The 11,920-nt window shown below is 38.5% G+C and carries 13 protein-coding genes and 1 tRNA gene; 7 read left to right on the top strand and 7 right to left on the bottom strand.

From position 1 onward, the window contains the following. Positions 1–30: 30 nt before the first annotated feature. The 7 genes from Q9306_RS14340 to Q9306_RS14310 all read right to left on the bottom strand — a co-directional run bounded on the left by Q9306_RS14340 (position 31) and on the right by Q9306_RS14310 (position 7,527). Positions 31–1,215 carry a phosphoglycerate kinase gene (locus Q9306_RS14340; protein ID WP_306199531.1) on the bottom strand — a complete coding sequence of 395 codons (1,185 nt, stop codon included), beginning with the start codon at positions 1,213–1,215 and terminating at the stop codon, positions 31–33. A 134-nt stretch (positions 1,216–1,349) separates the two neighbouring features. Further along, positions 1,350–2,354 carry a type I glyceraldehyde-3-phosphate dehydrogenase gene (gene gap, locus Q9306_RS14335; RefSeq protein WP_035430457.1) on the bottom strand — a complete coding sequence of 335 codons (1,005 nt, stop codon included), beginning with the start codon at positions 2,352–2,354 and terminating at the stop codon, positions 1,350–1,352. A 34-nt stretch (positions 2,355–2,388) separates the two neighbouring features. Continuing rightward, entirely contained in the window at positions 2,389–3,411 is a 1,023-nt protein-coding gene (locus tag Q9306_RS14330) for a sugar-binding transcriptional regulator (protein WP_306199585.1), read from the bottom strand. A 133-nt stretch (positions 3,412–3,544) separates the two neighbouring features. Further along, positions 3,545–3,793, bottom strand: coding sequence for a glutaredoxin family protein (locus tag Q9306_RS14325; protein ID WP_306199530.1), 249 nt, complete (start codon positions 3,791–3,793; stop codon positions 3,545–3,547). A gap of 9 nt (positions 3,794–3,802) precedes the next feature. Then, positions 3,803–5,098, bottom strand: coding sequence for an RNA polymerase factor sigma-54 (rpoN, locus tag Q9306_RS14320; protein WP_306199528.1), 1,296 nt, complete (start codon positions 5,096–5,098; stop codon positions 3,803–3,805). 285 nt (positions 5,099–5,383) lie between these two features. Then, positions 5,384–5,459, bottom strand: a tRNA-Arg gene (locus Q9306_RS14315). 154 nt (positions 5,460–5,613) lie between these two features. Continuing rightward, positions 5,614–7,527, bottom strand: a complete 1,914-nt coding sequence (locus Q9306_RS14310) for an APC family permease (RefSeq protein WP_306199526.1) — start codon at positions 7,525–7,527, stop codon at positions 5,614–5,616. 328 nt (positions 7,528–7,855) lie between these two features. Here Q9306_RS14310 and Q9306_RS14305 point away from each other — a divergent pair, with 328 nt between their 5' ends. The 7 genes from Q9306_RS14305 (at position 7,856) to Q9306_RS14275 (ending at position 11,660) form a co-directional block, all read left to right on the top strand. Beyond that, positions 7,856–8,062 (top strand): DUF1657 domain-containing protein, encoded by a 207-nt coding sequence (locus Q9306_RS14305; protein ID WP_306199524.1) that lies wholly within the window; start codon positions 7,856–7,858, stop codon positions 8,060–8,062. Positions 8,063–8,175: 113 nt separating this feature from the next. Then, positions 8,176–8,670, top strand: a complete 495-nt coding sequence (locus tag Q9306_RS14300; RefSeq protein WP_306199522.1) for a YhcN/YlaJ family sporulation lipoprotein — start codon at positions 8,176–8,178, stop codon at positions 8,668–8,670. A gap of 34 nt (positions 8,671–8,704) precedes the next feature. Beyond that, entirely contained in the window at positions 8,705–9,181 is a 477-nt protein-coding gene (gene spoVAC, locus Q9306_RS14295) for a stage V sporulation protein AC (protein WP_020061707.1), read from the top strand. Continuing rightward, a complete protein-coding gene (spoVAD, locus tag Q9306_RS14290; RefSeq protein WP_306199518.1) occupies positions 9,182–10,192 on the top strand; it encodes a stage V sporulation protein AD in 1,011 nt (336 codons plus the stop codon). It begins immediately after the preceding gene. A 3-nt stretch (positions 10,193–10,195) separates the two neighbouring features. Continuing rightward, positions 10,196–10,546: a stage V sporulation protein AE gene (gene spoVAE, locus Q9306_RS14285; protein WP_035430468.1), complete on the top strand. Its 351-nt coding sequence runs from the start codon at positions 10,196–10,198 to the stop codon at positions 10,544–10,546. 11 nt (positions 10,547–10,557) lie between these two features. Next, the gene (locus Q9306_RS14280; protein ID WP_306199515.1) at positions 10,558–10,764 is read left to right on the top strand and encodes a DUF1657 domain-containing protein; all 207 of its coding nucleotides are present in this window, start codon (positions 10,558–10,560) and stop codon (positions 10,762–10,764) included. A gap of 20 nt (positions 10,765–10,784) precedes the next feature. Continuing rightward, positions 10,785–11,660: a DUF421 domain-containing protein gene (locus Q9306_RS14275; RefSeq protein WP_306199513.1), complete on the top strand. Its 876-nt coding sequence runs from the start codon at positions 10,785–10,787 to the stop codon at positions 11,658–11,660. The last annotated feature ends 260 nt before the right edge of the window (positions 11,661–11,920 follow it).

The raw sequence follows: 11,920 nt of genomic DNA, 5'->3' as shown, positions 1-11,920 counted from the left end.
CTTTGCACCGTCCTTTTTCTTGGCTGCTAATTATTTGTCGTTAAGACAAACTACACCAGGAAGTTCTTTACCTTCCATAAATTCTAATGACGCACCGCCGCCAGTAGAAATGTGGCTCATTTTATCAGCCATACCGAATTTTTCAACAGCTGCTGCAGAGTCACCACCGCCGATAACAGAGTATGTACCTTCTGCATCTGCTAATGCTTGTCCTACTGCTTTTGTACCTTCTGCATATGGAGCCATTTCGAATACGCCCATTGGTCCGTTCCATACAACAAGCTTAGAGTTTTTAATTACATCTGCATAAATTGCACTTGTTTTCGGTCCGATATCTAAACTTTGCCAATCAGCAGGAATAGAATCGATATCCACAACTTGTCGGTTTGCAGTTTCAGAGAACTCATCTGCAACCACGCAATCAACTGGCATGTAGAGGTTTACACCTTTTTCTTTTGCAAGTTGCATAAACTCTTTTGCTAATTCAATTTTGTCGTCTTCACATAGAGACTGTCCGATTTCATGACCTTGTGCTTTTACAAATGTATAAGCAAGTCCACCGCCAATGATTAAGTTATCAACTTTATCAAGTAGATGACGTATTACACCGATTTTATCTTTTACTTTCGCACCACCGATGATTGCTGTAAATGGACGATCTGGATTAGAAAGTGCTTTACCTAGTACTTCTAATTCTTTTTCCATTAAGAAACCTGATACTGCTGGTAAGTAATCTGCAATACCTGCAGTAGAAGCATGAGCACGGTGAGCCGCACCGAATGCATCGTTTACGAAAATATCAGCAAGAGCTGCAAATTCTTTCGCAAGTTCTGCATCGTTCTTTTCTTCGCCCGCATAGAAACGTACGTTTTCAAGAACTAATACATCGCCTTCATTCATTGCTGCAACCATTTCTTGTACAGCAGGTCCGAATGCTTCGTCCGCTTTTTTCACGTCTTTACCAAGAAGCTCACCTAAACGTGCAGCTACTGGAGTAAGACGCATTTCTTCTACTACTTGTCCTTTTGGACGACCTAAATGGCTTGCTAAAATCACTTTCGCACCTTGCTCTACTAAATATTGAATTGTAGGAAGAGCCGCGCGAATGCGAGTCTCGTCTGTAATTTTGCCTTCTTTCATTGGTACGTTGAAGTCAACGCGGCAAAATACTCGTTTACCCTTTAAATCTACGTCACGAATTGATTTTTTGTTCATTGGATTTCCCTCCGACTAGTTAGGATTGACAAAACCCATTCAAAAGCTTATCACATTTGCTTATAAAACGAAAGAAGAGAGAGGGAACAAACCCTCTCCCTCGTTTTGTCATTAATAACTGATAAACTTAAGAATTAAAGACCTTTAGAAGCGATGTAGTCTACTAAGTCAACTACGCGGTTAGAGTAACCAGTTTCGTTGTCGTACCAAGAAAGAACTTTAAGCATGTTGCCTTCCATAGTCATTGTAGATAATGCATCGATTGTAGAAGAGCTTGTGCATCCGTTATAGTCGATAGATACTAATGGCTCTTCGCTGTATCCAAGGATACCTTTTAATTCGCCTTCAGCTGCTGCTTTGAATGCTGCGTTTACTTCTTCAACTGTTACTTCTTTCTCAAGCTCAACAACTAAGTCAACAAGAGATACGTTAGCAGTTGGAACACGAACTGCACCACCATTTAATTTACCTTTAAGTTCTGGTAATACTAATGCTACTGCTTTCGCTGCACCAGTTGTAGTTGGGATCATGCTCATTGCTGCTGCACGTGCACGACGTAAATCTTTATGTGGTAAGTCTAAAATTTGTTGGTCGTTAGTGTAAGAGTGAATTGTTGTCATCATACCGCGCTTCATGCCGAATTTTTCGTTTAATACTTTAGCAAATGGAGCTAAGCAGTTTGTAGTACAAGAAGCGTTAGAGATTACGTTATGGTTAGCTGCATCATATTGCTCATGGTTAACACCCATAACGATTGTGATATCTTCGTCAGAAGCTGGTGCAGAGATGATAACTTTTTTAACTGATCCACCTAAGTGCTTCTCAGCGTCTGCTTTTTTAGTGAAACGGCCAGTAGATTCAACTACTACTTCTACACCGTAGTCGCTCCATGGTAATTGAGCTGGGTCGCGCTCAGCGATAACTTTGATTTCTTTACCGTTAACAACGATGCTGTCGCCGTTTGCAGATACTTCTGCGTTTACTGTTCCGTGAACAGAATCATATTTTAAAAGATGTGCTAATGTTTTTGCATCTGTTAAGTCGTTAATTGCTACTACTTCCACGTTAGGGTTGTTAAGAGCTGCGCGGAATACCACACGTCCGATACGGCCAAATCCATTAATACCAATTTTAGTCATTTGAATTTCCTCCTTGGGGGATGTATATTAAGGGTTATTTACCCTTTACTAACTCTTTTGCTGCACCTTCGTCTGTAATTAGTAACGAAGTGTGCCCTTGCTTAATTACTGCTTGAATTGCTTTTGCTTTTGATGAACCTCCAGCAACTGACACGACATGAGATACATTTTGTAAATCTTCAAGCTGCATGCCTACTGTCTGCACTTTATGAACGACTTCACCTTGTTCGTTGAAGTAGTATCCAAAGGCTTCACCGACCGCTTTGTTCTCTTTAATTTTCATCCAATCTGCTTCTAAAGTACTTCTTCTACGCGCCATTGTTAAGGCATCACCGATTCCGTGAATGACAATATTGGAAGATCGAATCAACTCAAGAATTTCTTTCACAGAAGGTTCTGTCACAATGGATGCGTATGCTTCGCTGCTTACGTGGTCAGGAACGTACAATAAGCGATAATTACTCATCGTATTTTGCGCCATTTTTGCACAAATCGTGTTTGCTTCTAGCTCCACTCTTTCTCCTATTCCACCGCGTGCTGGGACAAATAACATATGTAGATCCCTGCAATCAATTTGCATCATATCAGCTACGGCAGCTATCGTGGTTCCTCCAGTCACAGCAACGATATTATTCGCTGTTAGACGATCTTTTATACAAGAGGCACAAGCGCGGCCCATCTCCAGCTTGACCCAAGGTGATTCATCACTATCACCAGGGACAACGAAAACTTCATCCAAGTCTAATGTTTCCTTAAGCTGCTTTTCCAAAACCTTCAAACCAGAAATTTCTTTCATAAAGTCTTCCAAAGCAAGAACAACAGCTGTTCCTTCTTCTGTTAATGTCATTCCAGAAGAGGCGACGTGAATCAAGTTCTCATCTTTCAAAACTTGTACTTCACTTCGTAATACTCGTTCTGTCATACCAAGACTTGCAGATAAATTTCTTCTACCAATAGGTTGTGTTAACCGGATGTACTGAAGAATTTGCATTCTCTTTTGCATAACAGGTAGCAGATCAGGTAATAATTTTTTTGTGTACTGAATCCATGAGCGCATCATATTATATCTCCTCACTACATTGGTTCATTCTCTATATGGTCATTATATGTCCCGTAGTGACATATTGTGTCCCACATGGAGTAAAAAAATAATCCCTGCTACATTTATTATTGTAACAGGAGATCAAAAGTTATTCAACTCTTATCGTACGAATTATGCTGTTTATTATGACACCTTTGTGAATAATTCCATATTCCACCTCTTCCCCTTCGATTTCAACGACGGGAATCATAAGATGGTACTTCTCTAACAGCTGTTCATCCTCATAAATATTTATTTCCTTCAAATCAAATACGTATTCATCTTGCAGTTCTTGCAGAAGTTTTTTCGCCTTTTGACAAAGACCACATTCTTCTTTTGTGTATAGAATAACCTCCATATCCATCACCTATACAATTGTTTTTCGCAGAGAAGAAGCTGGGATATTTAACTGTTCGCGATATTTCGCTACTGTTCTGCGTGAAACAACAATTTCGTGTTCTTCTTCTAACATTTTTGAAATCTTTTGATCTGAAAGTGGTTTTTTCTTATTTTCTTTCTCTACAAACTCCCCGATAAGCTGCTTCACCCTCTTCGTTGAAATGGCTGCGTCTTCTGTTGTTGCTACCGCGTTACTAAAGAATGACTTCATTTCAAATAAACCATACGGTGTTTGCACATATTTATTGCGCGTTGCTCGGCTAATCGTTGACTCATGGACACCTAATATTTCCGCTACCTCTTTTAACGCAAGCGGCTTTAAATATTGTGGACCATTCATAAAAAAGTCGCGCTGCTTTTCAATAATTACTTCCATTACATTTAAAAGCGTTTGCTTTCTTTGTTTTAAACTACGCATAATCCATTGGACATGCTGATATTTTTCCGAAACATAAGAAGCGACGTCACTTTCACTATTATGAAGCAGCTCACTATATTCTGAATGGATTTCAATTCTCGGCATATTACGTTCATTCATCTGAATCACCAAGCGATTTCCTTCTTTTTTCACCGCCATATCTGGAACAATGTACAGCGGCTTTTCCGAAGAAAACGCCAAACCTGGTTTCGGCTGCAGCGATGTAATCACATGAACAGCTTCCTGTAATTCTTCCGTACTACACTTCAATACATTTGCTAACTTGCGCCAATCTTTCTTTACGAAATATGCAAAATACTCATCTACAATCATTTCTGCTAAAGCGTTTCTTTTTTGTAAGCGCTTTAATTGGATGGATAGACATTCTTGAATATTTCTCGCTCCTACCCCTGCTGGCTCTAATGATTGAACAAGCTCCATGCAGCTATTTACTTTTTCTATACATACCGATAATAACGACGCTAATTCTTCATTCGTTTCTTGTAAATACCCGTTCTCATCCACATTTAAAATGATAAATGAAGCAATTTTCCTTTGCTCTTCATCTATTTTATAATACTGTAATTGGTTTACTAAATGCTGTTGAATCGTTGTGGAATCCACACTGTAGATTTCCATTTGATTCTCAGTTTGTTTACTCGTTGTTTTACTCTTTTTCTTTTCCCTGTCAAAGCCATTTAGCTCGATAAGGGGATTTTCCAGCGATTGCTCATACAAAAACTCCGTTAATTCCTGCACATTGTACTGGAGCATTGTAATCGCTTGTCTTAACTCTTGCGTCATTGCCAAACGTAAACTTTGTTCTTGTAAAAGACTTGCTTTCAACCTAATCTCCCCCTCACTTCTATTGTACAATAAGTTTATAAAAAGGAGAATCCTGCACAGATACCCATTCCAAAATATTGTTAACTTATATGTATTAATGAAATTTGCATCTTACAACCGAAAAATGAATAATATTGAAAGAAAACAACTCCACATTCTCAAAAATAAACACCAAATACTAATAGCAACTACTAATTTTAGATATAATAACATAAATTTCACTTACATACTATTACTACAAATAAAAAAAGCCCTAACCTACAAATGTAAGTTAGGACTTTTCGACGCGCCCAGAGGGATTCGAACCCCCGGCAGACGTGGTACCGGAAACCACCGCTCTATCCGACTGAGCTATGGGCGCATTATCATTCTACTGCAAAAGAACTTCTCTTTATCCTATCGTGCACTGTTTATTATACGATATCTTCGTTTTGGAAGCAATTACTTCTTATGTCGCAATTATTGAATAACGGCCACATCGCGTAACGATGTAGGCCGCCAATAATGAAACGATATTATTTATGCAAATGATACGGAACCGTTGTAATGACGATATCTTTATTACGCATAAACCACATGCGTAACAGAAGTGCACTTTGGTTATGCAATGCATGATGCCACCATTTGTGCGGAATAAACTGCGGAATAATAATATGAATATGTCCCCCATTTTTTTGTTTCGCCTCTATTGTTTTAATAAGACGATTCAGCGGTTCAAGAATAGAACGATATTTACTGCGTAGAACGACCAGTCTACAAGGAGTTCCCCAGTCTTTCCATTTTTTCTCCATTTTATTTATAGATGCATCATCGAAACCAACGTATACAGCAATCGGATCAACATCTACACTTTTCGCAAAGGATATCGTGTTGTTCACAACACGATGAACGCCTGACACTAAAACGAGCGTAACTACATCGCTTGCTTCTGGACGTACCGTTTGCATATCGATGCGCAATTCTTTTGCTACATCTTCATAATGTTTGTGAATGGACATTGAGATGAAAATAATAATAGGTAAGACAACTAATACCACCCAAGCACCGCCTGTAAACTTTGTAACAGCAAAAATAACGGCAACAATTGATGTAATTACAGCACCAACTGTATTAATCGTAAACTTGATTTTCCAATGCGATCCTTTTACTCGTTTCCAGCGGCGCATTAAACCAATTTGCGCTACTGTAAACGAAAGAAAAACACCGATTGCGTATAGTGGAATTAATGCATTCGTATGGGCATGAAACGATATAATCAAAATACATGCCAACGATGCTAGCGCAATAATTCCATTTGAATATCCTAAACGGTCTCCGCGATTTGTTAAACTTCGAGGTAAATATCCGTCTGCCGCTACAATCGCAGCAAGCTGAGAAAATCCTGTAAATGTGGAGTTTGCCGCTAAAATTAACACAATAAACGTAAACCATATAATTACTTGATATAAAATTCCATGTCCAAAATACATACCAGTCAACTGCGACAACATCGTGTTGTGCGGATCTGGCGTAACTCCTTTCACATACAGATGATACGAAAACCCTAAAAGTGTCACAGCTGTAATCGTACCTAAAGCAATATACGTTCTAATTGCATTTTTTTGCTGCGGTTCCCTAAAAATAGGAACTGCATTTGAAATTGTCTCAATTCCTGTAAGTGCTGAACAAGCTGAACTGAACGCCTTCAAAATTAATAAAGTTGTTAAACCTTCTGGAACTGTTCCAAAGCTCGGTGTACTCGGTTGAACAAACCCGTGACGAAGTTCATCAAAAAATCCTGTGAAAATTAAAGTTAACATACAAATCATAAAACCAAATGTCGGCCAAGCAAATACGCGAGCTGACTCTGCTACCCCGCGCAAGTTTATAAGTACTAAAAGAACGACGCATAAAATCGCCAAAATCGTTTCATATGGAGCGACTACAGGATACGCAGAAGAAATCGCTTCTATCGCTGCAGATACGGATACCGCTACGGTCAATACATAATCAACAAGCAAAGAACTAGAGGCAACAAGAGAAACCCAGCGCTGCTTGAAGTTATCTTTCGCAATAGCATACGCTCCCCCGCCGTTTGGATATGCCAAAATCCCCATAATATACGACACAATCAAAATTGCCAAGAGAACGATAGTCGAAATGGTAATCGGCATAATCAACCATTTCGCATCAGGACCAAGTCCTGCCAGCTCTGTCATTCCTGATTCAGGTCCATATGCAACAGATGAATACAAATCCGCTGACAGAATAGGCAGCGCAATTAACCAAAATAATTTGTTATGGTGCGCATGAAGCTCTGACGTTCGCATCGGACGACCAATTAAAAAACGCTTCACACTACTGAAATTACTTGCAGAAAACCAAATTGCAATTAATGCAACTATAATTAACACTGCTTCCAACCATCTAACTAAAGTGTGATGATCCATGACTCTTTCTCCTTTTAATCGCTATTTACTAATTTTTACTCTCCTAATTTGAATTGATACATAATATTTTGAACAACGAAATATAAAATATGTACTTCCGAAAGATACCCTCAATCAATAGCCTACAAATTCATGCATAATCGTTATTCTTAAGTAAATATAACTACTGATATTATAATTTGTCATCAAAAAGCATTATGTTCTCAAATTATATAGAGATAAAAATTTATAAATCTCGAAAGGAACCTAAAATTGGTAATTATATTTCCACACACATTCACAAATTCTAATGATTGAAATTCAATTCAACTAGAGGAGGAATTACGTTATGACTGTAATTACGAAACTTAAACAAACTGTTTCAGGATTAAAAAGTGCACAAGCAAGCTTAGAAGGATTTGCTCTTGATACCGATAACCAACAAGCGAAGCAATTATTCCAAAGCGCAGCACAACAAACGCAATCCATTATTGATTCTTTAACTCCGCGCGTTCAAGAGGTTCAACAAGAAGAACCTCAATATACACAGCAGTAAAGGGCTTTTTAAACAAAATAATACCCACTTTATGCTGAACCAGAAAAAGGGTGATACAATATCATCCTTTTTTCACCTCAAATTACATAGAGCGATAGAAACGGAATGATACAATGCGAAAATTTAGGATCATTACTTTGTTATTCCTTCTCTTCTTCAGTTTCCTAAGCGGCTGCAACAGTCCACTAGATAAAAAAGTAAAAAAAGAAGCAAGTGAGAAAGAAGAGCACCAAACAAATAAAAAGGATACACCATTAAAAAATGTCAGTATGGAGAATATTGATCAATCCATAGCAAATCAAGCGAAAGATCAGATTTTTAATATGGAAGAAGTAATTGATGTTAAAGCGGTTAATTTTAATAACGAACTATACGTAGCCGCGAAACCAGAGCACCATGAACGCTTTCAACTAAAGAAATTAAAAAAGGAAATGAAACAGACATTAGAAAAGACGTATCCTAATTTTAAAATTTATGTCAGTATGGATAAAAAAATTTTCATGTTACTAGATAAGTTAGAAACGAAGATTAAAAACAAAGAAGCAGATAAGAAAGAAATAAAAAAACAATTAAAAGTAGTTAAAGAAGAAATGCATTCTGATATTTAATAATACTTTTCAACATAGAAAAGGATGGATTCATATGTCGAGCCAAAACAAAGACTTATCACCAGTGCAACAAGAATATAAAAAATTTGAACAGCAGCGTGAACCAAAGCGTCCTGTTCTCAAAAATTGTATAAAAGCCTTTTTTGTAGGTGGATTCATTTGTTTAATCGGTCAACTGATCTCCACATTTTATATTACTTATTTCGATTTTACGGAACGATCTGCGGGGAATCCAACTGTAGCGACAATGATCTTTATTTCCATGCTCTTAACAGGTTTCGGTGTATACGATCGATTAGCTCAGTTTGGCGGCGCAGGTACAGCTGTTCCTGTTACTGGGTTTGGAAACTCTGTCATATCGGCTTGTATTGAGCACCGGACGGAAGGTTTTGTTCTTGGAGTGGGCGGAAATATGTTTAAACTAGCCGGATCTGTTATTTTATTTGGTGTATTTTCCGCTTTTGTAATCGCACTAATTCGAACAATTCTAGTCCAGTGGGGAGGGTTTTAGATGTTACAAGGCCACCGAACATGGGTGTTTGACAACAAACCCGTGATTATATCAACTGGTGTCATTGGCGGACCATTTGAAGCGAACGGCAACATCCCTGATGATTTCGATACATTGCACGACAATTTATGGCTAGGACAAGATTCCTATGAAAAAGCACATCGAGTTTTATTCGAAGAAGCCTGCAGCAGAGCAACTGAAAAAGCAAAACTACGGAAAGACGATATTCAATTTATCCTAGCAGGAGATTTAATTAATCAAATTACACCTTCTAGCTTTGCTTGCCGGACACTCGGTACTCCCTATCTCGGATTATTCGGCGCTTGTTCCACCTCAATGGAAGGACTTGCTTTAGGTGCAAGCATTGTAAATGCAAAAGGCGCGAAATATTTATTAACCGGAGCATCAAGCCATAATACTGCTGTAGAAAAACAGTTCAGATATCCAACTGAATACGGCGGACAAAAACCCCCTACTGCGCAGTGGACAGTAACAGGAGCTGGTGTTGCCTTATTAAGCGACCAAGGAGATGGCCCTTGCGTCACATCAGCAACAATTGGAAGAGTAATCGATATGGGATTAACGGATCCGTTTAATATGGGAGGCGCTATGGCTCCCGCCGCTGTCGACACGATAGAAGCGCATTTACGAGAACGACAAATCGACGCATCCTACTATGACTTAATTGTAACGGGCGATCTTGGTCATGTAGGACGCGAAATTGCCTTTGACTTACTACGTAAGCAAGGAACATCTATACGAAGCGAACAATTTCAAGATTGCGGATTGCTTATTTATAGAGACGACCAACCTATTTTAGCAGGAGCAAGCGGCCCTGGTTGCTCAGCAACTGTTGTGTATGGACATTTATTAAACCGAATGAAAAAAGGAGAGTTTCGCAAAATACTTGTAGTTGCTACCGGAGCCTTACTTTCCCCACTAACTTTCCAGCAACAAGAAACGATTCCTTGTATCGCCCATGCCGTATCCATTGAAGTTGGAGGTGTATAATACATGATCTTTTTTTGGGCTTTTGTAATTGGCGGCATCATTTGTGTCATTGGACAAATTATGTTCGACGTCTTCAAACTCACCCCTGCTCATACAATGGCGACACTTGTTGTCATTGGTGCCATATTAGATGGATTTAATTTGTATGAACCGTTAATTGATTTTGCCGGAGCAGGTGCAACGGTTCCTATTACAAGCTTCGGGAACGCTCTCGTTCACGGTGCAATGGCAGAAGCGGCTGAACATGGCATCATTGGCGTTATAACAGGAATGTTTAAAGTAACAAGCGCCGGTGTATCCGCCGCAATTATCTTCGGATTTATTGGAGCTTTATTATTTAAACCAAAAGGATAAGAGGTGTTCTCATGACCGTTGTTGCAAGTGTAAAAACATGCCTTGCTAGTTTAAAAGGTGCACAAGCAAGCTTAAGCGCCCTTTCACAAAACTCTGCTGATCAAGAAGCAAAGCGCGTTTTTCATGAATGTATGTTAGAGATGGATAGCATAATTGCTGATGTACAAGGGCGAGTTTCAACATTAGAACGAGAAGAACCACAATATAAAGGATTTTAGGAAGACTGGAGGGAATATACATGCCTAACATTCACATACCAGAATGGCCCCTTGTCATTATACGTTCTTTATGTGTTTTAATTGTTTTATTCGCCATTACGAAATGGCTTGGCAAAAGACAAATCTCTCAACTTTCCTTTTTTGAATACATAGCAGGTATGACGATTGGTGATATCGCTGCAGAAGTATCAACAGGATTGGAACAAAACTTCTTCCACGGTATTTCTAGTATGCTGGTTTTTGCTATCATACCTTTTTTCGCAGGACTAATTTCCTTAAAAAATAAGACAGTGCGAGATTTTGTAGAGGGTAAATCCACTATTTTTATAAAAGATGGCAAAGTACTCGAAGATAATTTAAAAAAGGAAAAATATACGAGCGACGAACTACTAGAACTTCTGCGAAAAAAAGATGTATTCAACATAACCGATGTTGAATTCGCTATACTAGAGCCGAGCGGTGAATTAAACGTATTATTAAAGAAAGACAGACAACCATTAACTGCAAAAGATATCGGATTAAAACTACCAAACGAAAAAGAAACGCACACAGTCATTATGGACGGCAACATAATAGATGAGCCTCTTGCAGCATGCGGTCATAACCGCGCTTGGATTCGCACTGAACTCGAAAAAATAGGGGTTGCAATCGACAACGTATTCATTGGACAAGTCGACTCCTACGGCCAACTCACTGTCGACATATACAACGATAAAATTCAAATGCCTTCTCCCCAAGATAAACCATTATTACTCGCTTCCTTAAAGAAGTGTCATGCTGATCTTGAACTCTTTTCTTTAGAGACGAAATCAAATACCGCGGCGAACATGTATGCAAACAACGCCAAGAAGCTAGAGGAAATTTTAAATAAAGTAACGTATTTACTAAAAGAATAGTACGAAAAAGAACGCTTATATATGTAATGGCGTTCTTTTTTTATGTCTATATACATCCGCTGAAATGCAGAGAACAAAGAAATTGCACTCGCCCACTAAAAAAAGGGGTGCGCATAAGTATGTTTAAATTCATCCAATTCGGTTATGATGAGGAAGGTACGGAAGAAGGGAATTCTTTATTCATAGCGAATTAACATGATAAACATACATATTTTTTAAACTGAAGTGGTTTCGTTTGACCTTTATTGACCATAATTGTA

It is taken from the genome of Bacillus multifaciens, assembly GCF_030756675.1.
GTDB lineage: Bacteria > Bacillota > Bacilli > Bacillales > Bacillaceae_G > Bacillus_A > Bacillus_A multifaciens.
The sequence above is the reverse complement of the archived record's forward strand: the minus strand, read 5'-3'. Positions and strand labels throughout refer to the sequence as shown.